Source organism: Spirosoma pulveris (assembly GCF_054781875.1).
On the sequence record NZ_BAAGTO010000003.1, the window covers coordinates 735,419 to 760,544 of the forward strand.

Annotated in this window: 22 protein-coding genes; 15 read left to right on the forward strand and 7 right to left on the reverse strand. The window is 50.4% G+C overall.

Features of this window, described 5'->3' with window-relative positions; translation table 11 throughout:
- Positions 1-30 precede the first annotated feature (30 nt).
- On the reverse strand, positions 31-1,536 hold the full coding sequence (locus ACYVJM_RS15670) for a circularly permuted type 2 ATP-grasp protein (RefSeq protein ID WP_461149172.1): 1,506 nt from the start codon (positions 1,534-1,536) through the stop codon (positions 31-33).
- Positions 1,537-1,883: 347 nt separating this feature from the next.
- On the opposite strand from ACYVJM_RS15670, the gene ACYVJM_RS15675 reads away from it, so the two are divergent.
- Both ACYVJM_RS15675 and ACYVJM_RS15680 read left to right on the forward strand, forming a co-directional pair.
- Complete coding sequence (locus tag ACYVJM_RS15675) at positions 1,884-2,558, forward strand: PepSY-like domain-containing protein (RefSeq protein ID WP_461149173.1); 675 nt, start codon at positions 1,884-1,886, stop codon at positions 2,556-2,558.
- Between the two features lie 137 nt (positions 2,559-2,695).
- Positions 2,696-3,307, forward strand: a complete 612-nt coding sequence (locus tag ACYVJM_RS15680) for an outer membrane beta-barrel protein (protein ID WP_461149174.1) — start codon at positions 2,696-2,698, stop codon at positions 3,305-3,307.
- A 65-nt stretch (positions 3,308-3,372) separates the two neighbouring features.
- On the opposite strand, the gene ACYVJM_RS15685 is transcribed toward ACYVJM_RS15680, so the two are convergent.
- Together ACYVJM_RS15685 and ACYVJM_RS15690 are read right to left on the reverse strand one after the other, a co-directional pair.
- The gene (locus ACYVJM_RS15685; RefSeq protein ID WP_461149175.1) at positions 3,373-4,359 is read right to left on the reverse strand and encodes an aldo/keto reductase; all 987 of its coding nucleotides are present in this window, start codon (positions 4,357-4,359) and stop codon (positions 3,373-3,375) included.
- Between the two features lie 130 nt (positions 4,360-4,489).
- Complete coding sequence (locus ACYVJM_RS15690; RefSeq protein ID WP_461149176.1) at positions 4,490-5,557, reverse strand: Ldh family oxidoreductase; 1,068 nt, start codon at positions 5,555-5,557, stop codon at positions 4,490-4,492.
- 105 nt (positions 5,558-5,662) lie between these two features.
- Here ACYVJM_RS15690 and ACYVJM_RS15695 point away from each other — a divergent pair, with 105 nt between their 5' ends.
- The 8 genes from ACYVJM_RS15695 to lepB all read left to right on the forward strand — a co-directional run bounded on the left by ACYVJM_RS15695 (position 5,663) and on the right by lepB (position 14,522).
- A complete protein-coding gene (locus ACYVJM_RS15695) occupies positions 5,663-6,244 on the forward strand; it encodes a hypothetical protein (protein WP_461149177.1) in 582 nt (193 codons plus the stop codon).
- Positions 6,245-6,408: 164 nt separating this feature from the next.
- Positions 6,409-8,409 (forward strand): alpha-amylase family protein, encoded by a 2,001-nt coding sequence (locus tag ACYVJM_RS15700; protein WP_461149178.1) that lies wholly within the window; start codon positions 6,409-6,411, stop codon positions 8,407-8,409.
- A gap of 87 nt (positions 8,410-8,496) precedes the next feature.
- Positions 8,497-9,519, forward strand: coding sequence for an SPASM domain-containing protein (locus tag ACYVJM_RS15705; protein WP_461149179.1), 1,023 nt, complete (start codon positions 8,497-8,499; stop codon positions 9,517-9,519).
- Positions 9,520-9,676: 157 nt separating this feature from the next.
- Entirely contained in the window at positions 9,677-10,459 is a 783-nt protein-coding gene (locus ACYVJM_RS15710; protein WP_041615784.1) for a ParA family protein, read from the forward strand.
- 102 nt (positions 10,460-10,561) lie between these two features.
- The gene (locus ACYVJM_RS15715) at positions 10,562-11,476 is read left to right on the forward strand and encodes a ParB/RepB/Spo0J family partition protein (protein WP_097123977.1); all 915 of its coding nucleotides are present in this window, start codon (positions 10,562-10,564) and stop codon (positions 11,474-11,476) included.
- Positions 11,477-11,490: 14 nt separating this feature from the next.
- Positions 11,491-12,420 carry a DUF5683 domain-containing protein gene (locus ACYVJM_RS15720; RefSeq protein WP_461149180.1) on the forward strand — a complete coding sequence of 310 codons (930 nt, stop codon included), beginning with the start codon at positions 11,491-11,493 and terminating at the stop codon, positions 12,418-12,420.
- Positions 12,421-12,481: 61 nt separating this feature from the next.
- Positions 12,482-13,216 carry a 4-hydroxy-tetrahydrodipicolinate reductase gene (dapB, locus tag ACYVJM_RS15725; protein WP_461149181.1) on the forward strand — a complete coding sequence of 245 codons (735 nt, stop codon included), beginning with the start codon at positions 12,482-12,484 and terminating at the stop codon, positions 13,214-13,216.
- Positions 13,217-13,349: 133 nt separating this feature from the next.
- Entirely contained in the window at positions 13,350-14,522 is a 1,173-nt protein-coding gene (gene lepB, locus ACYVJM_RS15730) for a signal peptidase I (protein WP_461149182.1), read from the forward strand.
- A 107-nt stretch (positions 14,523-14,629) separates the two neighbouring features.
- Here lepB and ung read toward each other — a convergent pair whose 3' ends face one another.
- A complete protein-coding gene (gene ung / locus ACYVJM_RS15735; RefSeq protein WP_461149183.1) occupies positions 14,630-15,295 on the reverse strand; it encodes a uracil-DNA glycosylase in 666 nt (221 codons plus the stop codon).
- 145 nt (positions 15,296-15,440) lie between these two features.
- On the opposite strand from ung, the gene apaG reads away from it, so the two are divergent.
- Genes apaG through ACYVJM_RS15750 form a run of 3 tightly spaced genes read left to right on the forward strand, consistent with a single transcriptional unit; the run spans position 15,441 to position 18,032 of the window.
- Positions 15,441-15,827, forward strand: coding sequence for a Co2+/Mg2+ efflux protein ApaG (gene apaG / locus ACYVJM_RS15740; protein WP_012924864.1), 387 nt, complete (start codon positions 15,441-15,443; stop codon positions 15,825-15,827).
- Positions 15,828-15,830: 3 nt separating this feature from the next.
- A complete protein-coding gene (locus ACYVJM_RS15745) occupies positions 15,831-16,610 on the forward strand; it encodes an O-methyltransferase (RefSeq protein WP_461149184.1) in 780 nt (259 codons plus the stop codon).
- Positions 16,611-16,667: 57 nt separating this feature from the next.
- Positions 16,668-18,032 carry a monooxygenase gene (locus ACYVJM_RS15750; RefSeq protein ID WP_461149185.1) on the forward strand — a complete coding sequence of 455 codons (1,365 nt, stop codon included), beginning with the start codon at positions 16,668-16,670 and terminating at the stop codon, positions 18,030-18,032.
- A 111-nt stretch (positions 18,033-18,143) separates the two neighbouring features.
- On the opposite strand, the gene ACYVJM_RS15755 is transcribed toward ACYVJM_RS15750, so the two are convergent.
- Positions 18,144-20,330 (reverse strand): DEAD/DEAH box helicase, encoded by a 2,187-nt coding sequence (locus ACYVJM_RS15755; RefSeq protein ID WP_461149186.1) that lies wholly within the window; start codon positions 20,328-20,330, stop codon positions 18,144-18,146.
- A gap of 472 nt (positions 20,331-20,802) precedes the next feature.
- On the opposite strand from ACYVJM_RS15755, the gene ACYVJM_RS15760 reads away from it, so the two are divergent.
- Complete coding sequence (locus ACYVJM_RS15760) at positions 20,803-21,033, forward strand: DUF2905 domain-containing protein (RefSeq protein ID WP_461149187.1); 231 nt, start codon at positions 20,803-20,805, stop codon at positions 21,031-21,033.
- On the opposite strand, the gene ACYVJM_RS15765 is transcribed toward ACYVJM_RS15760, so the two are convergent.
- On the reverse strand, positions 21,002-22,573 hold the full coding sequence (locus tag ACYVJM_RS15765) for a hypothetical protein (protein ID WP_461149188.1): 1,572 nt from the start codon (positions 22,571-22,573) through the stop codon (positions 21,002-21,004). The genes ACYVJM_RS15760 and ACYVJM_RS15765 overlap by 32 nt on opposite strands.
- Positions 22,574-22,693: 120 nt before the next feature.
- Complete coding sequence (locus ACYVJM_RS15770) at positions 22,694-23,500, reverse strand: sugar phosphate isomerase/epimerase family protein (protein ID WP_461149189.1); 807 nt, start codon at positions 23,498-23,500, stop codon at positions 22,694-22,696.
- Positions 23,501-23,707: 207 nt separating this feature from the next.
- Here ACYVJM_RS15770 and fbaA point away from each other — a divergent pair, with 207 nt between their 5' ends.
- Positions 23,708-24,787, forward strand: coding sequence for a class II fructose-bisphosphate aldolase (gene fbaA, locus ACYVJM_RS15775; RefSeq protein WP_461149190.1), 1,080 nt, complete (start codon positions 23,708-23,710; stop codon positions 24,785-24,787).
- The last annotated feature ends 339 nt before the right edge of the window (positions 24,788-25,126 follow it).

Sequence of the window (25,126 nt, forward strand, 5' to 3'; positions counted from 1 at the left end):
CTCATTTCACCACTCCACCAACTTCACTCACTAATACAATACCCAGGTATCCTTACCGCCACCGCCCTGTGAGGAGTTAACTACAAGGGAGCCTTTGCGCAGGGCTACACGGGTGAGGCCACCGGGAATAACATTGACCCCATCGCCATAAAGAATATACGGGCGCAGATCTACATGTCGGCCTTCGGCATGGTCGCCAACAATGCAGGGCACGCGCGACAGCGAAATGGTTGGCTGGGCGATGTAATTACGAGGGTTCTCCTTAATCTTCTGCCGGAATAACTCGTGTTCTTCCGGCGTTGCTTTCGGACCAATAAGCATACCATAACCGCCCGCTTCGTTGGCTTCCTTAACCACCAGTTTCTCAATATTGTCCATGACGTAGGCACAGTCTTCGTCTTCGCGGCAGATGTACGTCTTCACATTGGGAATGATGGCTTCTTCGCCCATGTAGTACTTGATGATGCGGGGTACATAAGCGTATATCACCTTATCGTCGGCAACGCCGGTACCGGGCGCATTGGCCAGGGCAACGCGCCCTTTTTTGTAGACTTCAAAAATACCCGGTACACCAATCATCGAATCCGGATTAAAGGCCTTTGGGTCCAGGAAGGTATCATCAATACGGCGGTAAATCACGTCGACGATCTGAAAACCTTTGGTGGTACGCATTTTAACGTAACCACCCGATACCACCAGATCGCGGGCTTCGACCAGTTCAACGCCCATCTGCTGTGCCAGATACGAATGCTCGAAATAAGCCGAATTGTAAATGCCGGGTGTTAAGACAACTACCGTTGGATTGGGCCGATCGGCAATGTACTGCAACATCTGCAGCAGCCGCGTCGGGTAATCCGAAACCGGCCGAACCCCCGTTTGGGCCAGCACATCGGGGAAGGTCTGTTTATTAAGCTCTCGGTTTTCGAGCATGTACGATACCCCCGACGGGCAGCGGAGGTTATCTTCAAGGACCATCATGGTACCGTCTTCGCCCCGAATCAGGTCGGTACCGGTAATGTGGCACCAGATGCCTTTTGGCGGTTTTACACCCAGACAGCCCGGTAAAAACGACTTGCTGGATTCGATAAGGTCGCGGGGAACAACGCCGTCGTTCAGAATATTCTGATCGTTGTAAACGTCGTCCAGGAACATATTAATGGCTTTGATGCGCTGGATGAGTCCCGCTTCGAGCCGGTCCCACTCGGCCGATTCGATGATACGGGGGATAATGTCGATGGGCATGATCCGCTCGGTGCCTTCACCTTCCGAGTACACATTAAAGGTAATGCCCATGCTCATGAGTGCCCGTTCGGCTGCATGCTGTCGCCCGATGAGATCCTCGCGGGTAAGCTGCTCAACGCGTTGCTGGAAGGGAGCGTAGCCAGCCCGTACCTGCATCTCACTGGCGAACATCTCATCAAAAAAGTTTTCAGTCTGATAATCGCTGAACGAAAAATTCGCATTGGCCTGACTTTGGGACTGGGTCTTGCCATTGAGTGTCTGCGATTGTGATTGACGGGCGTTTTGTTTTTTCATGGAACAATATATTGTAACGATGCATAATTGCCAAACAGAACCCACTTGGCCGCTGGAATGTACAAATAAAGGATTGTAAAAGTAAAGTTCTGGATTTCATTATTTGCCTTTGAGTACAAATTCCGTCCGTCTAACCTATCGAAAGGGGGCGATTTTTAACTTCTGTAAAGCTGCTTTAGGCACAGCATCACTATGGGTAACGCCTGTTAGCTTCGTCTGATTAAAATTCGTTTCGGGTTGCAACGGTAAACCCGCGAAGGCCGTATAGTGAGAAATGCCGAAAAACGAGCTCGGATTTCGTTTAGTTTCTCATTGTACTTTTTTAACAAAACCAGCCTAGAGCTTTTATGAAAAAGTTGCTTGTGTTTAGTTTTATAGCCGCCCTTGTGGCGTGCCTGAATGCGTGTACCAAAAATGTAGTCGACCCTACATCGGCTACTGCTTCTGCTCGTACAGCTGGTGTAACCAGCACATCGGCTACCAAGCCTGCGAATCTGACTGCTGTAGATATCGCCACGCTGCCGACGGCCATCACAACATACATTACAGCTACCTACGCGGGGGCAACCGTTAAGGAAGCATTTAAAGATAACCAGGGCAATTACGTAGTCGCTATTACCGTAAGCAGCTCGATCAAGTTATTATTATTCAATGCCAGCGGTACGTTTGTGAAAGCCATTGACGGCAAACGGGGCCACGCTCCGGGCGATTCCGCGCATCATGTACGGGGCGATTCGCTTCGGCATATGCATGGTGATTCAACGCACCATGCACCCGGCGATACGCTCCATCACCCTCGTCCGGGAAAAGGAGTGAGCCTGACAACGGTAGCGGCATCGAGTCTGCCAGCGGCCATTACAGCGTATATCAACACAAACTACGCCGGGGCCACAATTAACAAAGCCGCACAGGAGTCAACGACCAGCAATTACATTGTCTACATAACCACCGCCGATACCAAGCGGGTTGTGCTGGTCTTTGGCTCGGATGGTACGTTTAAGAGAGCCGTAAAAGGTAAGTAATTGATTGTTTGTGAGTGATTTAACGAAAATAGGCCCGCGTCGACGCGGGCCTATTTTCGTTAAATCTTATTAAAGGATACGAGCCAGAACGGGACCGTACGTACTATTGTGTTTTATTAACAACTTAATCAATGTTTATGAAAGCATTCGTATGTACTTGCCTGATCCTGTTGACAAGCTTAACCATAGCAAGTGCCCAAACTGAGAAAGGACGCTGGACCGTTGGAGCCACTGTTGGCAATTTTACGTATAGTAAGAAAGACGTGTATAGTTCATTTTCTGCCAGCTTAACCCCATCGGTGGGTTATTTCGCGGTCAACAATCTGGAGGTCGGTACAGGTGTACCTTTTAGTTTAAGTACAAGTAAATACGTTAATCAAAACGGAAATATCAGGAATAGTGGTACCTCTATTGGGCTGTCTCCTTACGTACGCTATTACGTTGGAAGTGCAAAACTGAAACCTTTTGTTGGTCTGGCGTATGGCTATTCCTGGACACGTATACGCAATCGTGATTCGGGGCAGGACACGAAGGGAAATGGTTTTACGTCTACGCTTACCCCAACGATTGGCGTCGCTTACTTTATCAATCGCTCTGTTGCGTTGAACGCCAGTTTGAACTACATCTCGCAGCGTTATAAGTCAGCATATATTAATTATAACAGCGGTGGTACTCAGATAGAGATTCCTGTATCAACGACCAACTACATGAGTCTGGGCATTGGCTTCCAGATTTTTCTGGGTCAGTAGCCATTGTTACATGTACGGTGTGGTGGCGGGTTCTCAATCCCGCCACCACACCGTACATGTATTGATTACCACAGGTAATGAACCGGATTTTTGATGTGCTCGTCGTAGATTTTTTTTACAGCTGCCAGTTGCTCCGTCGAAGGGGCGGGGCGGTCAATGGCTTGCAAATTAGATGTTAGATGTTCGGGCTTCGAGGCACCGGGAATGATGCAGCTCACGGCATCGAAAGTCAGTATCCAGCGGAGGGCATTAGGTGCCAGATTGGTATCGCCCGGAAAGACGGCCCGTAACTCATTGACGGCCGCCAGTCCCGTTTCGTAATCCACCCCCGAAAACGTTTCACCTTTGTCGAAAGCGGCCCCCTGCCGGTTGAAGTTCCGGTGGTCGTCGGCCGAAAAAGTGGTGTCGGTGCTGAACTTGCCCGTCAGCAAACCGCTGGCCAGCGGCACCCGGACAATGACGCCAACATCGCGCCGGAGTGCCTCGGTGAAGAAGAGTTCGGCCGGTCGCTGCCGGAACATATTGAAGATAATCTGCACCGTAGTTACGTTGGGAAATTCAATGGCTTTCAGGCCTTCTTCCACTTTCTCGACACTAACGCCCAGATTCCGGATTTTCCCTTCGTCTTTCAAGCGGTCGAACAACTCAAAGATTTCGGGCCGGTAGAAAACCTCGGTTGGCGGGCAGTGTAATTGAATCAGATCCAGCGTTTCCAATCCCATATTTTGCAGGCTGTCTTCCACAAACTGACGTAGCGCAGCGGGTTGGTAGGCCTCGCTCGTGTGCGGCTGCAGACGACGGCCGCATTTGGTGGCCACGTAAATCTGTTCGGACCGGGAGCGAACCAGCCGCCCAACGGCTTTTTCGCTTTCTCCATCGCCATATACATCGGCGGTGTCGATAAAGTTAATGCCGGCATCGACGGCTTCGTTGAGAATACGGTCGGCATTTTCGTGGCTGAACGGATCGCCCCATTTGCCGCCAACCTGCCAGGTTCCAAGGCTGATTTCGGAAACGCTAAAGCCAGTCTTCCCGAGTTTTCTGTAATTCATAAGTAAATAAATAGAGTTGGTTTAGGTTTATTGAACACGGAGGTACGGAAAACACAGAGGTTAACGAATCAAAGTTCGGTTGTCTATGCTCTGTGTTCTCCGTACCTCCGTGTTCAATACGTTTGTCCTTTTACAATTTTACGCCGAATCGTTCGCCTAATTCTTCCAGACTTTTTAGGACCGGCTCTACAACGGGAATGCCGTTGGCCAATCGTTCGGCTTCCATCATGCGTTCGGGATCGCCGGGAATGAGTACCTGCTTTCCTTCTACAGCTTTGGCTTGCCGGAATCGCTGAATCCAGGTATCCATGTGCGTTTTAAACTCGTCGGCGGGCCGGAAGGCGTCGATGCGCATGGCCCCGAAAAAATGTCCGGTTCCCACGCCCACGCCTTCATTGGACTGCATAAACCCGGCAGTCGCGAACGGCGGAACCCAGGGGCCGTAGTTAGCCCCCGAGAGCACGCCCGAGAAGATATCGACAATAGCACCCAGGCCGTAGCCTTTATGCGAGCCGTGTTCGCGGTCGGTACCGAGCGGCAGGAGCGCCCCGCCATTTCGAACGGCATTGGCATCGGTAGTGGGTTGACCTTCGGCATTCTGCGCCCAACCTTCGGGAATGTCCTGCCCTTTGCGTTGCAGAATTTCGAGTTTACCGTAGGCGACCGCCGTTGAGGCAAAATCGGCCAGGAATGTTGGTTCGGTAGCGGCCGGAATTGCCACGGCGATAGGATTGGTTCCCAGGAGTTTATCTAACGAAAACGTAGGCGCTACAAGTGGAGCCGCGTGCGTCATGGCCTGGCCAATCATATCATGTTCCGTTGCCAGCAGGGCATGATACCCGGCAATGCCGAAGTGGTTGGAGTTGCGCACCGCTACCCAGCCGGTTCCCGCCACTCGGGCCTTGTCAATGGCGACCTGCATAGCCCAGGGACCAACGACCAGCCCCAGGCCACGATCGCCGTCGATGACTGCTGTTGACGGGGTTTCATGAACCACACGAATGTGCGGGGTTGGATTGATACGGCCCAGGTCGTACAGGCGGACGTACCCTGGTAAACGAGCAACCCCGTGCGAATCGACACCTCGTAAGTCGGCATTAACGAGCACATCAGTGGCTAAACGGGCATCGGTTTCTGAGCAGCCAAGGGCTATGAATATTTGTTCGGTGAACGTTCGGAGTTGGTTAGCGGTAATCATGCCCGCAAATTAGCCAACACTTTGCGAATGGGTTAAATTTTTCTAAAAAACCAGTCCGCTATCCGTTTTTTCCTGTTATTGATAACAAGTTCAACTAGTCGCTTTATGAAATTTAACTTTCGCTGGTTCTTTAGTCTGGTTTTTGTTTTTATCGGCAGCTGTGCCATCGCCCAACCTCAGGACACGCTCACGACAGAGCAGCTCCTGCAACGCAAAGGCACGGCGTTCGCTGCCCTGATCCGTCCAACCCGCTATCTGGCTCTCGACGTAAACCATGTGATTGGCGGCTTTCGGCGCTACCGTTTTTTTGTCGGGGATGAACTGCACTTCAAAGCCGGTAATGAAAAATACCGGGAACAGTTGTACGATGTGACGGACAGTACATTCAGCGTGCTGATGGCTAATCAGGTCATGAACCGGGATGAACCGGTAACTTTCCGGTTCGACGATGTACAGATGGTTTACCTGAATCGGCGTATTCCCTTTATCACGGCCGCGGGCACGCTTTTTCCCATTGCTGGGGGCGTATATTTATTGGCCGATATTGTCAACAACCGGGGCTTTTACAGCAATACATTACCCGTTGTAGGAACACTGGTGCTAAGCGGGCTCTTATTTCACACCATCAGCAATCCACACATTCGCATCAACAAAAATCATCGGCTTAAAGTACTGCGAACGTATTGATGCCATACCGTATCGCTGGGGAAGGCAGCCTTGTTAACAGGCGTAATCATAGCCTTTTAAATGGCAATTCTAAATGAGAAATGTGGGTAACGCGGTTATTTCTGTGTCCTTTTGACACAAAAAGACAGTGTTTGGTTTTCTAAAAACCGTTTTACATTTGCTTTATGCCAACCTCAATGGAAACGTTACAAACAGACTGGTACCAGCACTACGCTACCCACACGGAAGCCTATCAATCGGGACGTTCGTCGTTCATTATGCATTTACTGCCCCAAACGGCGGTACAGTTTTCTGTGTATCAAACGCTGGAGATCCTGCATAAGCGACTAGGCAACGAAACCCTGCGCCGGGCGCTGGATCCGGCCGAGACGATTGACAGCCCGGCCCGGATTTATACTGATGGCAGCTGGCTGAAGCGCAGCAATATGGTCGGAATAAATGTCCGCACCCTGGGCTCTTTCTGGAAAATTATCAGCTATGTAATGACCGTACCGGCCAGTCATGACAGTATTCATTTACTGCCAATCTGGGAGCCGGGCGTGGTTGGAAGTTTGTACGGGATGGTAAGTTGGCAAATCAACCCGGAGTTCTTTGATGTTGAACTGGCCCGTTTCGTGCCCGCGCTCGATACTGTTGAGAAGCAACTAAAAGTGGTAACGAATCTCCTTCATGCCATGGGACGGACGGTTGGTATGGACGTTATTCCCCACACCGATCGTTTCTCCGAAATGGTGCTCACGCTGCCTGCCCTGTTTGAGTGGGTGCAGCGCGACGAAAAAGGAGGCAAACCAGACACGTTACTGGATCATTCGAGTCTGGTATACCGATACGCTGAGGAAGCGATCTGGCAATTTCTGAAGTTTATGGGGGCCGCTGATGGAACACCCCTGACCTTTACCAAAGAGGTCTTCTTTTCGACGGACCAGCAAGGGGGCTCTGCCACCCTGAGCGATCAGCAACGGCAGCGGATCTTGTTCGGATTGCCCAATGATTACAATGGACGCCTGAACCGGCGGCTTGCCCTGATCCGGCATCTTGTTTCACTGGGGCTGGAGACACTGCCCATGACTATGGCACCGCCTTATCGCGGGCTTCATATTGACCCCAATGACTTTGTCGTAGACGATTTTGGGCAGATTTGGTACCAGTATGCGTTCGATCAGCCTCAGGAAATGTCGCGGGTGTTTGGCCCCCTGGCGCGGTATCGATTCTATGAATCCAGGGATAATAATCGGGATTGGGAACTTGATTTCAACCGACCCAACTTGCCTGCCTGGAACTACATCTGTCGGAACGTACGCGATTGCCAGCAGAAGTATAATTTTGATTTCATGCGGGGCGATATGGCGCATGTGCAGCTTCGGCCCGAAGGCGTTCCTGCCGAACCCGATGCCTTTTATGATCCGTTACGAGCCATAAAAAAGTACGTACAGCAAAGTGTACCCTACTATGCGTTTTTCGCCGAGACTTTTCTGGCTCCGCCGGATACCATGGGCTATGGTAATGAACTCGACCATCTGGAAGCCATCGAAGCCGATTCGACCCTTGGCGATCTACAGTCGATGGTCGTTGGCTCGCCGACGTTCAAAAAACACTTTGCCGACTATGTCGACTACCTGAAAACACGACGGTTTGCGCCGAATTTCACGGTTATGACCGCCGATAAAGACGACCCGCGTTTCGATGCGTTTTACCGTGCCGGAAATCTGTTTCGGTATTTTACGGCCCTCTTCCTGACCGACATGCCGAGTTATGTAGGACTGGGTTTTGAAGTAAGAAATCAGCACGATCAGCGGGGCGAAAACGAAGAATATTCGAAACTCTACGTCTTTCAGATAGAAGACGACCGCCAGCCGGATAAGGTGACGCACGGGCCGTTCATCTGGGGGCAAAATGCCGAACAGTTTACCGCCATTAGCCGGATGCGCGCCTTTGCAGAAAGTGTCTGGCCGGAAATAGCGGGAAAAGAAACGCGTTGGCTGGTAGGTCCCAACGATGGAAAGGACTACATCGTCTGGACGCTTGGCGAGTCCACGCGGGGCGAGTCCAAAGGTTACGTTTTTGCGGCTAGTATGAAAGGCGCGTTGCCCAAAGCAGGGCCGGGATTAACAGCTGGGGAGGTTATTTTTGAGGAAGAAGGGTGCCAGGTGTATAGGCTGGTCTAAAAAACTATCCTCACTGACCCAACCAAGGGGATTTCGATTGATTTGAAAAAGGTGTTCCGGTAAACGGCAGAACCGTACCTTTACGGCATGAATCGCAACGTACTCGACGGCCTGAACTTCGCTTCCAAACTGACACCCAAACGCATAGCCAATGCGCTGAAAGTGGTGTATAGTTATTATGAGTCACGGCGAACGGGCAAAGCTACGCACCGTGGCCTCCCCATGTCGGTGTCTTTCGAGCCAACGACCTCCTGTAATCTGCGCTGCCCGGAATGCCCCAGCGGCTTACGGTCCTTCACCCGCCCGACCGGTATGCTGGGCGAAGACCTCTATAAACGTACCATCGACGAACTCCACGAAACACTTCTTTACTTAATCTTCTACTTTCAGGGTGAGCCCTACCTGCATCCGCAGTTTCTGGAGCTGGTTCGTTACGCAACCGAACGAAACATCTATACAGCCACCAGCACCAATGCCCATTACCTGACGGATGCCAACGCCCGCAAAACTGTGGAGTCGGGCCTGGACCGGCTGATCATTTCGATCGACGGCACCACGCAGGAAGTATATGAGCAGTATCGGGTAGGGGGGAAGCTCGAAAAAGTGCTGGAAGGGACAAAGAATATCATCCGTTGGAAAAAGGAGTTGAAATCACGGACACCGCATGTGGTTTTTCAGTTTCTGGTCGTCAAACCCAACGAACACCAGATTGCCGAAGTAAATAAATTAGCGCGCGAACTGGGTGTCGATGAAGTGGGCCTGAAAACGGCTCAGATTTACGACTACGAGCAGGGGTCCGATCTGATACCGACCATCGATCAGTACAGCCGCTACGCTCCGCAGGCAGACGGCACCTATCGGATCAAAAATGGCTTTGGCGACCACTGCTGGAAGATGTGGCACTCCTGCGTCATCACCTGGGATGGACTTGTGGTACCCTGCTGCTTCGACAAAGATGCACATCATCGGCTCGGCGATCTCCAGACCCAATCCTTCGCCGACCTCTGGCAGGGGCCGTCTTATACCGACTTCCGGCAAACCCTGCTGCGTTCCCGCTCCGAAATAGAGATGTGCCGCAATTGCACCGAAGGAACGAAGGTCTGGGCATAGTGAAAGAGCGAAATAATGAAAGAGTGAAAGTGAGTGTACAGGCTACTCTTTCAGTCTTTCGCTCTTTCGCTCTTTGGTTTTTGTGGAACATTCCGTGAAACAGTTCTTGCATTCGTGGAAACTATCCGGCATCTTTGGGTCTGCAACGCACAGACCCATGGGTAAAGTCATTGCTATCGCCAACCAAAAAGGTGGCGTCGGTAAAACTACAACAACAATCAACTTGGCCGCCAGCTTGGCCGCCCTCGAATTTCAGACGCTCATTGTTGACGCTGACCCCCAGGCGAATTCTACGTCCGGGTTAGGTTACAATCCGAAAGAAATTGAGAACAGCATTTACGAATGTATGGTTGAGGGCGTTCGCCCTCAGGACGCTATAATTCAGACGGATTTTCCGAACCTGGATTTGCTGCCATCGCACATCGACCTCGTTGGGGCCGAAATAGAGATGATTAACCTCCAGAACCGGGAGGATAAGATGAAAACGACGCTCGATAGTATACGGGACGATTACGATTTCATTATCATCGACTGTTCGCCCTCCCTTGGCCTGATTACGATTAACAGCCTCACTGCTGCTGATTCGGTTATTATTCCGGTTCAGTGTGAGTATTTCGCGCTCGAAGGATTGGGTAAGCTGCTCAACACCATCAAAATCATTCAGTCGCGACTCAACACGCATCTGGCCATCGAAGGGATTCTGCTGACGATGTACGATTTGCGGGTTCGACTGTCGAATCAGGTGGTGGGTGAAGTAACGAGCCATTTCCAGCAAATGGTTTTCAGCACCATCATCCCCCGTAACATCCGGCTGAGCGAATCGCCCAGCTTTGGCGTACCTGCCCTGGCGCAGGACGCCGACAGCAAAGGAGCCGTCAGTTACCTGAACCTGGCCCGAGAAATTCTGATAAAGAACGGCATGATGCCGCAGGAAGCTTAAATCAAGTATGTATGATGTATGGTGTATGAGATAGGATGACATGATCCGACACGTTTGTCCTGTATCATACACCATACATCATACATCATACATACTTGTCTTATGGACAACACCAAAGCACCGAGTAAGAAGATGATAGGATTGGGCCGTGGCTTGGGCGCCTTGTTGCACGATAGCGAATCGGTTAGCAGACAGACGAAACCGTCGCCGTTTGAGTCGATTAGTACAATGACTGAAATCAGCGTCACGCTGATCGAAACAAATCCTTTTCAGCCCCGTACCCGTTTTGATGAAGAAGCGCTACAGGAGTTAGCCGACTCCATTCGGACGCAAGGCATTATTCAGCCGATCACCGTTCGGCAGCTGGGTAAAGAGCGTTACCAGCTTATTGCCGGTGAACGGCGTTTGCAGGCGTCTAAAATAGCGGGCCTGACCCACATTCCGGCCTATGTTCGAACAGCCAATGACCAGCAGATGCTGGAAATGGCCCTGATTGAGAACATTCAGCGCGAGAACCTGAACGCCATAGAAATTGCCCTCAGCTACCAGCGGCTCATTACCGAATGCAGTCTGAAGCAGGAAGAGCTGGGTGAACGTGTCGGAAAAAACCGGACTACGGTCAATAACTACATCCGGTTATTAAAATTACCCCCCGTTATTCAGGCATCGCTGCGGGATAACAAGATTTCGATGGGGCACGCAAGAGCCATCATCAATATCGAAAACCCCGACGCGCAAATCCGGCTGTTTACAAGAGCCGTTGATGAAGAATGGTCGGTTCGGAAAGTAGAGGAGGCTGTACGGAACCTGTCCGATGAGAGCCAGGAAACGGTAAGTACCCGTCGTGTTACCCTGCCCAAACAGGAAATGCGCAGCCTCCAGTTTAAGTTATCATCGTTGTTTGGTACCCGCGTATCCATAAAAGCCGACGAAAAGCATAAGGGCGAAATAAAGATCCCATTTACCTCGCAGGAAGAGCTAACCAAAATTCTGGAAGTACTGAACTCGCAGAGTTAAACTCAGATGTAACCGTGTTAAATTACCTTAAACCGGTGAATGAGTGGCCCAACGAAAAGGGATATGGTCGTTTTGTGAGTATGAAATTTTTCAGCTTACTTACAGTCTGCCTGTTCAGTGTATCCATTGCAACATCCTTCGCCCAACGGCCGGCTATCACGCCTGCTCCAACCCCGGCGGCTACTGATTCAACCCGGCAAATCCGGTCCGCAGCCGACACGATTCCAACCACAATCCGACGTAATGGGGTTCCGATTCAGGTTGGCCGGTCTATACTGACGGCGGACGATTCTGCGTCGCTGGATACCCCGGATACCGTTCGTGTATCAGCGCAGCAGGAAGCGAAAATCCACAAGATTATTCCCAAGAAGGCCACCATTCGCTCACTGATGCTGCCTGGTCTCGGTCAGGCGTATAACCGTCAGTATTATAAGATACCATTTATTTATGCCGGTTTTGGCGTAATGGGCTATCTCTTTGTTAAATATCGGGGGCTGGCCAAAGAGGCTGAAGTCGGCTATCGACGGCTCCTTTACGGCGATAAAGCAACGGACGCACTGTTTAACATAGGGAATGGTTTTTTTGCCAGTCTTAAGCCAGAGCTCTATGCGAACCTTCAGGGTCCCGTTACGTATACTGAGGGTATACGGTACAAAGTAGACGAAGTAACAATTGGCGTCAGCCCGTTTAATGACGGCAAAGTTATTTTTAAGACATCGGCCAATGCCAAGAATGCCTACGATACCTTCCGTCGTTACCGCGATTTGAACCTCCTGCTGTCCGGTCTTTTGTGGGCCATTAACATTGTCGAAGCCAACGTAGCCGCTCATTTAAAGACATTTGATTTAACCGACGACATTTCGATGAACGTCGAGCCCAATGTGCTTCCCGCCCCCGGCATCGGTTTTGTTCCGGCGGTTCGGGTGGCGCTTACGTTTAAATAAATTGCGAATTGATGGGGTGTTGGGTTCTTAGACCCGACGCCCCTTTTAACCAGACACTAAAGTGAATATTCTTCTGCTGGGCTACGGCAAAATGGGAAAGACTATCGAGCAGATCGCGCTCGAACGGGGTCACCAGATTGCGGGCCGTATTGATGCCGATAACTATGCCGATTTGTCGAACCTCGAACCCGACGATGTGGATGTTGTCATTGAATTCAGCTCGCCCGAATCGGCGGCCGAAAACATAACCTACTGCCTGGAGCGGAACTGGCCGGTCGTATGCGGTACTACGGGCTGGCTCAATCGTCGACCAGCCATCGAAGCGCTATGCGAGCAGACAAAAGGCGCTTTTTTCTATGCATCCAACTACAGCATTGGCGTCAATCTGTTTTTTCGGTTGAACAAAGTGCTGGCACAGTTTATGCGGAACTACCCGTCTTATCATGTGTCGATGACGGAGATTCACCATACCGAAAAGAAGGATGCGCCCAGCGGAACCGCCATCACACTGGCCGAAGGCGTTATGGCGCAGCTGCCCGGCAAACAGCGCTGGGTAAGTAACGAAGCCGGAAAAGAACCATTGCCGGTTGGGGAGGATGCCATTGAGATCGAATCACTTCGCGAAGGAACCGTGCCCGGCACACATACCGTTCGTTACGAATCTGACGTTGATCGTATCGAAATCAAGCATGTGGCCCATAGCCGTCAGGGGTTTGCTCTTGGGGCGGTTATAGCCGCCGAATGGCTCATTGGACGTGAAGGCCTGTTCGGAATGGATGACTTACTGGGCAATTAAACCGGATGAATGATGAACGGCTATATAAAACCAGTTCATCTTCGTAATTTCGTATTCAGTCACGGTATTTCGATAACCTGTTTGAACTTTACCGCCCTACGGGTGACCCTGTCATAATTTATCATTAGTTTACATGTCTGAAGTAAGAACGAAGGCCGAAACAAGACCGGCTAAAGCTAGAAAATCGCCCATTCGTGAGTGGTTCGATTCCGTCCTGTTCGCCGTTGTGGCGGCTACGCTTATTCGGTGGTTGTTTATGGAAGCGTTTACGATTCCAACTCCATCGATGGAAAACAGCCTGATGGTGGGCGATTTTCTGTTTGTGAGTAAGCTGCATTACGGCACCCGGACACCCCGTACGCCCTTGCAGGTGCCGTTAACGCACCAGAAAATATGGGGTACCAATATCCCTTCTTACAGCACCGCCATTCAGTTACCGTCGTACCGGCTGCCGGGCTTTACGCACGTCAAGAACGGTGACGTGGTGGTTTTCAACGTACCGCCCAAATACCTGAATGACAACATTGACTATCCAGTCGATCTGAAAACCAATTACATCAAACGGTGCATTGGCATTCCCGGCGATGTGCTTGAGGTTCGGCAACGGGCCGTGTTTGTGAACGGCAAACCCTTTCCGACCCCACCCCGTGCCGAACAGAAGTACTTTGTAAAAACGACCGAAGTCCTTGACGCGACGTTTTTTCGCAAGTATGAGATTGTTAATGACTACCGTGATCCGAGCCAGCCAACCGAAAACTGGAAGCCCCTGGAGCAATACAACGACTCGACGAAAACATCCACAATGGTTGGCTACAGCGTCAACACGACAGAAGATGTCATTGCAAAATTTAAGAGCTTCGACTTTGTAAAAGGTATCGAGCCTATGACCGAAAAGCCTGGCGAAATGGCCCCTATGATTTACGGGACGCCGACTTTCAAATGGAACCATGATAATTTCGGCCCGATCACGATTCCGAAAAAGGGTGCAACGATTCAGATCAACGCGCAGACGATTGCTCTCTACGGACCGGTCATTGAGCTGTATGAAGGAAACGAAAAAGTAGAAGTAGCGCCCGAAGCCATTAAAATCGGTGGCCAGCCGATCAAGTCGTATACCTTCAAACAGGATTACTACTTCATGATGGGCGACAACCGCGATAACTCCCTCGACTCACGTTTCTGGGGCTTCGTTCCGGAAGATCACATTGTGGGTAAAGCGGTATTTGTCTGGATGTCGCTCGACCCTAACCCGGCCAACATCTGGAATAAAATCCGCTGGAACCGGTTGTTCAGAACAATCGATTAAAAAAAGGGAGTAAAAGGGAGGAGGGGGAGTAGAGCGACGAATGGGAGAAAAGGGTGGCGAATGTAGCCCTCTCTTTCCCTTCGTCGCTCTACTCCCCCTCCTCCCTTTTACCACTCCACCGGGGCCAATCCCTTACCTTCCAGATAAGCGTTGGCCTGACTGAAATGTTTATTGCCAAACCAGCCGCCATAATTAGCGGCCATAGGCGACGGGTGTTTCGCTTTTAGGATCAGGTGTTTTTTGCTGTCGATCACGGCTCCTTTCTTTTGAGCGAAAGCGCCCCAGAGCATAAAAACGACATGCTCTTTCTCTTCTGAGATCAACTTGATAACGGCATCGGTAAACGTTTCCCAGCCTTTGCCCTGATGCGACCCGGCCTGTCCGGCACGAACGGTAAGCGTAGCGTTAAGCAGCATAACACCCTGGCTGGCCCAGCGCTCCAGATTGCCTGATTTCGGGATGGGCTTGCCTAAGTCGTCCTGTATTTCCTTAAAAATATTGATTAGGGACGGTGGCTTGGTGATGCCATCGGCAACCGAGAACGCCAGCCCATTGGCTTGCCCTTCGCCATGATACGGGTCCTGCCCCAGTATAACGACCCGCGTATCATCGAAACTACACTTGTTAAAAGCATTGAACATCAAGGCACCCGGCGGAAACACACGTTGAGTACTGTATTCGTGTCGTAAAAATTGGGCAAGTTCAGCAAAGTAAGATTTATCGAATTCGGGCTGTAACCGATTTCGCCAGGATTCGGCAATAGATACGTTCATGAAGGGAACTGATAAGGGTGATTCGGCATTATACGCCTACAAACGCCAAAAACCCCTTTACAAAAATTTTTTGAGAGTGGTTCTTGCGTAACAAAACTAATCAACTTAATTTTCGTTCTAAGGTTGCAAAACGACACTAATATTTATGGTTTCGTCAGTCACAGAAGGCGTGAAAGTTAGCGTAAAGACTGAGTATCAGGCCGATTACTCTAGTCCACTCCAGGCGCACTACGTGTTCACCTATCGGATTACCATCGAAAATGCCAGCGACTACACAATCCAGTTGCTCCGGCGTCATTGGTTGATTTTTGATTCCAATGGTACCGTTCGGGAAGTAGAAGGCGAGGGCGTTGTTGGACTGCAGCCGGTACTTGAGCCCGGTGAAGTCCACGAATACGTATCGGGCTGTAACCTGCGGTCGAGTATTGGTAAGATGGCAGGAACGTATCTTGTCGAACGAATTATTGATGGCAAACAGCTTCGGGTTAGTATCCCTGAGTTCACGATGGTGGTGCCGTATAAACTGAACTAATTGTTGTTACTCGCTTATCTTCGGTATTTAAGTCGCGCCCGCGACGAACATTCGCTTCACTCTCCCTTTCTCTTTTCGCTGTATCTTCAGGTCATTCGGGCAAGAACCGGATCGAAAGAATTATTTGCGCCTATACGGGTACTTCGGAAAGAGCTCCGTAAAAGCCGTCAGCTCATTACAATCGCTGATCTGGGAGCTGGGTCCAAAGTAAACGCATCCCGGCAGCGTACCATTGGCGATATTGCCCGAAACTCCCAAAAGCCGGCGCGCTTCGGTCGGCTGCTGTTTCGGTTGATTCAGCGATTTGAGGCAAAAGTTGTCGTTGATTTAGGAACATCGCTGGGTATGACAACGGCTTGTCTGGCCGAAGCCACCAAACCGTACGGAGGCCATGTACTGACGTTTGAAGGCTGCCCGGAAACGGCGGCTGTGGCCCGGCAGAATTTTGAGCGATTAGCTATTCAGAACGTAGATGTATTGGTTGGTAATTTAGACGAAACGCTTGCCCCTGCTATTGCCGCGCTTCCTGCCGTTGATTTTGTCTTTTTTGATGCCAACCACCGGTATGAGCCAACGGTGCGCTACTTCGAAACCTGCCTGGCCAATATCCACAACGACACCGTATTCGTCTTTGACGATATTCACTGGTCGGAGGAGATGGAACAGGCATGGGCCTTTATTAAAAGCCATCAATCCGTTAGTGTAACGGTCGATTTATTTTGGGTAGGGTTGGTTTTCTTTCGAAAGGAGCAGCCGAAGCAGGATTTCGTACTTCAGTTTTGACGAAAGTAACCATAAATTACGTTACCTTTCTGAGGGCTTTATGGCCCATGAGCATCTATGAACTTCCTGAATTATACCCGATTAGCCCTGGCTGTTGGTGTTTCGGCTCTGGGGCTGAATTTAGTGTCCTGTTCTAAAGACACGACCGAAACCCTTGCTCCAACAGAGACATCGTCTTTCGATCTGATCCAGCAAAAGATACTGACGCCTTCCTGCGCTACATCGGGCTGTCACTTATCGGATAAAGATGCTACGTATTTCCAGCACGGACTGGTCTTGGCGGAAGGTGTGGCTTATCAGAATCTGGTAGGGGTCGACCCTAAGAACAGTGGTGCCAAAGCCGATGGACTCAAGCGTGTGAAGGCGTTTGCTTCACTGGAGAGCTTACTTTATCATAAGATTACAACAACCGCCAGCCATCATAGTGGTAAACAATATGGCAATCAAATGCCGTTGGGCGGCCTCTCACTGTCCGACGGGCAGGTTGAGTTCGTTCGTCGCTGGATTGATGCCGGAGCTCCCAAAACGGGTATCATTGCGGATGCTGCCTTGTTAAGCGATAAAACCGTTACGGAAGTGGCTTATGAGCCGTTGGCTGTACCAGCGCCCGGAACGGGTTTTCAAATGGCCGTTCCTTCGTTCGACATACAGCCGAATTTTGAACGGGAACTGTTCACCCGAAAAATGCTGGGTAACACCCAGGATGTGTATGTAAATCGCTATGAGACCAAAATGCAGAGTGGAAGCCACCATTTTGTTGCTTATGATTTTCGCAATAAATCGGTGCTGCCTAACTTAAACGATATCCGCGATTTACGTAATCCGGACAACTCCCTGAACATACTCACGGCACTTACGATGTCGAACCATGTGTATCTGGCGGGTTCGCAGGCACAATATCAGGATTATGTATTTCCCGAGGGGATGGCGTTACTTATTCCGGCAGGTGCTTCGTTTGACCTTAACTCGCACTTCGTCAACAAAACCACGGCCGTGCGCAAGGGCGAGGCCCAGATTAATCTGTACACAGTCGACAAAGCAAAGGTCAAGAATATTGTCCAGACGCTTGACCTGAGTAATACCAATCTATCACTACCCGCCAAGACGCGTGTCACGCTGACCAAAACGTTTACTTTCAGCAAGCCCCGGAAGGTGTTGACCCTTACGTCGCACATGCACAAGCTGGGGGAGAAGTTCGTGATTAAAATTGTGGGGGGCGCCCGCAACGGGGAAATCGTTTACACCTCCACCGACTGGGAAAACCCTGAAATCATCACTTTCAAAACGCCCATCGACCTGCAGAAAGGGGAAGGGCTCATGTCTGAAATAACCTATAACAATACTACCAGCAAAGCCGTAAGCTTCGGCCTGACGAGTGAAGACGAGATGGGAATTATTTTCGGATATTTCTATGAGGAATAGACTTTAGTGCCGTAAGTGAAATAGGTGGAATAAGTAAAATGGCTGACGCGAGATCAAAACTCCTGCGTCAGCCATTTTACTTATTCCACCTATTTCACTTACGGCATTAAACTACCGTGCTACTTCAATATTTACCCGGCGACCTTTAATGGTGTTGCCTTCCATAGCGTCGACAACGCGGTTGGCTACATCTTTCGGTACGTCAACATAGGTGAACTTGTCGAAGATGTCGATGCTGCCGATGCTGTTACCCGGAATGTTGGCTTCACCAGCAATGGCGCCTACGATGTCGCCCGGACGGACGAAATCTTTGCGGCCAATGCTTACCATCAGGCGGGTCATGTTCGCTTCGCGCTCACGGGGAACACGCTGATCGTCGCGGTCGAAGTAAGGTTTGCCGCTGCCCGACCGATCCCGGTCGTTGAAACGTGGACGGTCACCACCGTCATTCCGGCGGTCGCCAAAGCGGGACGGTCCGTCGTTACGGGCACCCCGGTCGCCACCCTCACGGCGGTCACCGAAACGCGAGCTGTTGCCCCGCTCATCGCGGTCGCCAAAGCGTGACCCACCCCGACGGTCTTCGAAACGTCCACCGCTCTCACCCCGACCACGGTCGGCGTATTTGTCGCGGCCATTCCGGCGATCATCTTCCAGGTTGAGGTTCTGATCCGCGAATTCGTTCTTCTCCAGACCCATGCTGCGTTTTACCAGCGCGGCCACAATCTGCTCGGTCGAGAAACCGGCGTGGTTGAGCTGCGTCAGTAAATCATCATACAGGTTCAGGTCTTTGCTTTCCTGAATCGTTTGTTGCAGTTGCTCGATGAAACGGGCTTTGCGAACACCTACGATGTCTTCGAATGAAGGAATAACACCTTTCTCAACCTTAACTTTTGTATAGGTCTGAATTTCACGGAAGCGGTACTTCTCATCGCGGCCTACGAATGAGAACGCCCGGCCCGATTTACCCGCCCGGCCTGTCCGGCCGATCCGGTGTACGTAATATTCTTCGTCGAGGGGAATGTCGAAGTTGATAACGGCGTCGACATCGTCAACGTCAATACCACGAGCGGCAACGTCGGTAGCAACCAGAATGTTGGTCGTACCGGCCCGGAACTTGCTCATGACGTTGTTCCGTTGCGCCTGGCGCAGATCGCCGTGCAAGCCTTCGGCCTGATAGCCACGGATTTGCAGGTCTTCAACGATCTCGTCGACTTTACGCTTTGTGTTACAGAATACCAGCAGCAGTTTCAGGTCGTACATGTCGATCAGACGGCACATTACTTCAACCTTTGCCTTCGATTTCACTTCAAAGTAAACCTGCTCGATGTTTACGTTCGTCAGTTCTTTCTTGACGACTTTCACAAGCACAGGATCTTTCTGGAACTTCTGGGTGATCTGCATGATCGGCTTCGACATCGTTGCCGAGAACAGAATCGTTTGCCGCTCTTCGGGCATTTCTTCCAGAATGCTCTCAATATCTTCACGGAAGCCCATATCCAGCATCTCATCCGCTTCGTCAAGAATCATCATCTTAACGTTGTTGAGTTTGAGGGTATTCCGCTCCATGTGGTCCATTACACGACCGGGCGTACCGATCACGATATGCACACCGCTCTTGAGCGACCGAATCTGCCGCTCAATGGAGTCGCCCCCATAAATGGCTTCGATACGGATACCACGCTTGTATTTGGCCAGTTTCTTGATCTCTTCGGCTACCTGCAGTGCTAATTCACGCGTTGGGCAAAGGATCAGCGTTTGAACCGAGCGGTCCTGAACATCGATCAGATCAAGAGCCGGGATACCAAAGGCAGCCGTTTTACCGGTACCGGTCTGGGCCTGTCCGATTACATCGCGACCGTCCAGGATTGGCGGAATCGCTTCGGCCTGAATGGGCGATGGGCTAACAAAGCCCATGTCCGTAACGGCCTGCAATACTTCGGCTGAAATGGACAGGCTGGAGAATAAAATCTGATTGGGATCAACCTTAGGCACTGCTACTTCTGCAGCGGCAGGCGTCGTAGAAGAAGCCGCTTTAGGTTCGTCAACGTGTGCAAGAGGTTCGTCGGCCACGATAACGACTTTATCGGCCACACCTTCCGCAACGATTTCGGCTGCTGTATCGTCAAAACCGGCTTCAACGGCTGGTTTTGCTACTTTCTTTTTAGGAACCTTAGCTGTTTTAGCTTCGGTAGTTGCCGAATCAGCAGGAGCGACCGCGCTGGCGGCCATTTCCGTGGCTATTTTTTCAATATCCAGGAAGTCATCCTGATTGGCTGATTTAGTTGTTTTCGTTTTCATTAATTGGAAATGATTAAATAAAATGAATCATCCAAACGAAGACGAGTATGTGCCAGTGAACGGCGCGATAATGCGAGAATTGCCCAACGAACCAAGCTGCCCCAACGACCCAACAGGACCATCACCCCATACCTCTTCAAGGGGGATAAAGACAACGACCGGATCTACCGGTACGACCATTTGACGATTAGCCCACGCGCAAGAGAATTCACTCCGAGTGCCCCACTCGGGAGCGTCCACACAGAAACCCATCCTGTACATCCGTACATAAGCTCTGTCAGACCTAACTCAACACGTAAAAAAGGAGAGAAACAGAGACGCGAACGGATGTCGCTTGTAAAATCTGGTGCAAAAGTACAAATAAGTTTATTGAAAAGCAAGAGGTCTTCTACTAATATTGTATTTATTTGAGAAACGACCGGATACGTTCGCTTGTTTCTAAGATGTAATTGACTTTTATCAATAGTAGCCTATGACACCTGCTGCCGGAAAATACATCATTCTCATCGGAGCCTTAATCGTACTGGTTGGTATACTGGTTTACCTTTTCGGCGATAAGCTGCATTGGCTGGGGCGTCTGCCCGGCGATATTCGCATTGACGGGAAGGACGGTGGCGGATTCTATTTTCCGATCGTGACCTGCATTGTAGTGAGTATCGTCCTGAATCTTCTCATCGTCCTGATCCGGCGTTTTTTCGACTAGTCGCCTTATCTGTTTCCGACGAACAGTTGTCTTCGCTGTAGGTCAACTTATTCAGGTAGAATACCTCCCGCTGACCGGCCGTCACGCTTTTCGTGGCCGCAATTTTCTGAAAGCCACAGGCTATAAAATGCCGGTCATACCAGGCCATTAAGTTGTCCTGAGCCGAAAACGTTACTTTCTCGTTTTCAGCGTTCGTTTTCAGTTTGAATTTCTCGGTTTCTTTCAAAACCTTACTGCCCTGAATCACTTCTGTAGTGATTTCGCCGTCGTTGGGGTAAGCCAGCACCATTTTATCCTGCTGATGCGACACCTGCACCATCTCGGTTAGTTCGGTGCTCAGCAGTTCCTTAATGGGGAAGCAGTTATCCCACAGCAATTTTCCCTGTTTGTCGAAGCCGCAGATGAAGGCGTGTGTATAGCGGAAGCCTTCATAACGATCGCCCCCGCGCAGGTAACCGCCATAAGCCAGCGTACTGCCCCGGTATTGGGGGTAATAGACTTCGGCAACCAGTGTGAGGCCGTCGGGGGTGGGTTTTAAGTCGTGTACCAGTAATCGATAGCGAAATTTATAGTCCTTGCCTTCTTCCTTCTTTTTCTGGGCCTTTGCCAGCAGCTTTTGCTGCCGGTGGGGTTTCAGGTAATTGAAGAAGTTCTGGAGCTGTGAGAATTCGATGTACTGAATATCATTGATCGTTTCTGTAGTAGACACACTACCACCTTCACTATGGTGAATACGCGCTACGTAAATACCTTGTGAATACGGCGTACAGTCCGTCGAGTAGTTGCCAACGAGGATGGACTCCTGCTGATTAACGGGCAACAGCTTACCGGAAATCAGGCTGTTTTGCGCTCCGTCGAAGTCGAGTGTTCGCAGGAGTTTGCTGTCGTAATTATAGGTCCGGATCGAAAATTTGCAGTGCCGCCGGAGGGAATGCACCAGCACGTTGACCTCCTGACGTGCTTCGTCGATTTCGAGGCTGCTGATTTCCATTCGGTTCGCATACAAGCCGGGAAGAACCTTCACGGTATGATCGAAAAACGAGAACGACATAACAACCGGGCGACCGTGGTGAAAGCCACTTACGTAGGCCTGGCTCCCCATTACCTTGAATTCATGCACGTCCAGTTGGTCAATGAGCTCACCTTCGAAGGTTTCAATTACGCCATCATCCAAGTGCAGCCGAAGGAACTGGTACTGGTTGCCGTCGTATTCCCGGAAGAGATGGTATACATATTGGCCAGACTCATAGGTACTAACCGGCTTGTATTTGAGGTCCTGTTTGAATTCGGTACGCCAAATGGGTTTAAGGTTAATATCGTACTTCTGAAAGTGTAACCTGACCGGGGTATTGTCCACAAAACTGCCCGTCCGGATGGTCATCAGCACCCCGCGTTCGGCCAGGGGCGTTACGTCAAATGATTCCGCTTCATTCGGGTCCGATGGAATCTCGATCCGCATGGACTGTGCCAATTGCGCCCGCACAGGTCTGACGCCAATGGCTAACAGAGACAGACAGATGATGGATATGACAAGACGCATGGAGTTGAATTTACGACCGGACGACCTGGTTAAATTCAGGCTATACGAAGTTAATCAGAATAAGTAACAAAAATCATACCTCATACAGGCGGCTATTGTTGGGCCGCCTGTATAAACAAATCAGACCTGCCAGCGTTTTTTCAGGTAATCTTTCATAAATACGTTTATATCCCACTGGCTGGCAACGGGTTGCTGGGTGAACGGAATCGTTGGCAAGTACCCCGCCGGACCGAATTCGCAGGTGACGGTCAGGGTAGGGGCGTTCGCCTTTTGAAATCTGTCGCGAATAGCGTCCCACCATTTGGCATGACTTTCCAGGGCATCTTTCCACTCCGGTGCACGCGGATCGTTCACCTGTGGTCCTTCGGGGTGTCCAACGCGGCAATGAATATGATCACTAACGGTAATGGCCCGGTTCACGTTTTCTATCTGGTCGGATAGATAGGATTCGGCTACGTTTACCCAGTGCGAGTAATCGGCGGTCAGGCGTAGCTCCGGTACTTTGAGGAGGTAGGACTGAATAGCGGGGGCGCTGTACGAAAATCGGCCCCGGTGCGTTTCATGCAGAATTCGGACGCCCGTTTGTTTTTCTACAGCCATGGCTACTTGGATCAATTCCACGTTCTGCTCAAACGTAAAGTAGTCGTGACCGGTATGGGCGTTGATGAACAGGGGTTTATACCGGGCGATGTCCAGCAGGTCGTCCTGGTATTTCTTTTTGTGTTCGCTGAAGTTACGGCCACCGCCGAAGGCCATGAGAATGAGCTGAAGGCCATGGTCGTGCGTGATTTGAACGGCTTCATTTCGTTTGTCTTGTCCGGCCGAGATTTCCATACCGTCGTATCCGGCGGCTTTCACACGTCTGGCAGCTTCGGCCATACCAAGGTTTTCCATACCCCAAAGTGGGCAGAAGAAAAGGGTTTTCACAGATTTAAGGGGTTAGTTTACAGGACTAAAATTGGTGGAAAAAGGGTTTTTGGGTAAATATTAATTGGTCGATCAGCCAAGAAGCATGTCCGTAAGATTAGTATTTTTTTTACAATATCCCCAACTTTACCATCTGAAACCAAATAGGTTAACCGTCCTCTTTTTCGGTAAACTATTTCTTGAACGAATCCAAAATTAACCCCAATTATGAGTGAAGTAGCCACCCGTTTTGCTCCCGGCGTTGTGACCGGCGAAGGTGTTGCCGAAATTTTTCGCCACGCCAACGAAAATGATTACGCCCTTCCCGCCGTCAATGTTGTTGGCACGGACTCCGTCAACGCCGTACTGGAAACAGCAAAAGCGGTTAACTCTCCGGTAATCGTTCAGTTCTCGAACGGTGGAGGTATTTTTTACGCTGGTAAGTCGCTGCCCAACGACAAGCAACAGGCTGCCATTGCCGGTTCAATTTCGGGTGCTTTACACGTTCACCATATCGCTGAACTGTATGGTGTGCCCGTGATTCTGCATACCGACCACTGCGCCAAAAAACTGCTTCCCTGGATTGATGGTCTTTTGACCGCTGGTGAAAAGCATTTTGACCAAACGGGTAAGCCGCTGTACTCCTCGCACATGCTCGACCTCTCGGAAGAGCCGATCGAAGAGAACATCGAAATCTGCTCGAAATACTTTGAGCGCATGGCCAAAATCGGCATGACGCTCGAAATTGAACTGGGTGTAACGGGTGGTGAAGAAGATGGCGTCGATAATACAGACGTTGATGATTCGAAACTGTACACGCAGCCATCTGAAGTGGCTTATGCCTACGAAGAACTGAGCAAAATTTCGCCGAACTTCACAATTGCCGCTGCTTTTGGTAACGTACACGGTGTATATAAGCCGGGCAACGTGAAGCTGTCGCCAATCATTCTGGACAATTCGCAGAAATTCATTCAGGAGAAATACAACACGGGACCGCTGCCGGTCAATTTCGTATTCCACGGTGGATCGGGTTCCAGCCGCGAAGAAATCCGGGAAGCCATCCGCTACGGTGCCGTGAAAATGAACCTCGACACCGACATGCAATGGGCCATGTGGGAAGGTATCCTGAAATACTACAAGTCGAAAGAGGGTTATCTGCAATCGCAGCTGGGTAACCCCGAAGGTGCCGATTCGCCAAACAAAAAATACTACGATCCACGCGTGTGGCTGCGTAAAGGCGAAGAGAGCATGGTACAACGTCTGAAAATTGCGTTCGAAGATTTGAACTGTATCAACCGCCTGGCGTAGTCAATTTCTGGATTAGTATTTATAAGCGTGTCGGGTTAACTAACCCGGCACTTTTTTTTTGCTGTTACCAGCTGAAGATAAGTGTTGAGGTTGGTGTGATAACATAGGTTGCCTGGCTGCTATTAAGCCTTACCGGTAACTCAGTAAAAGAAAGTGAATTGATTTTTGCCATGCTGACGCAGGAAGCATCTTCGGGGGGCTGCTTTAACCGGGTTACCGAAGATGCTTCCTGCGTCAGCATGACAAAAACTCAGTTGGTAATGCTATAACGTAAATCAGCTACGGCACTTCATTTATGCGCTATTTCAAGCTGAAAAGGGCTTTAGATGCGCTAAGGGT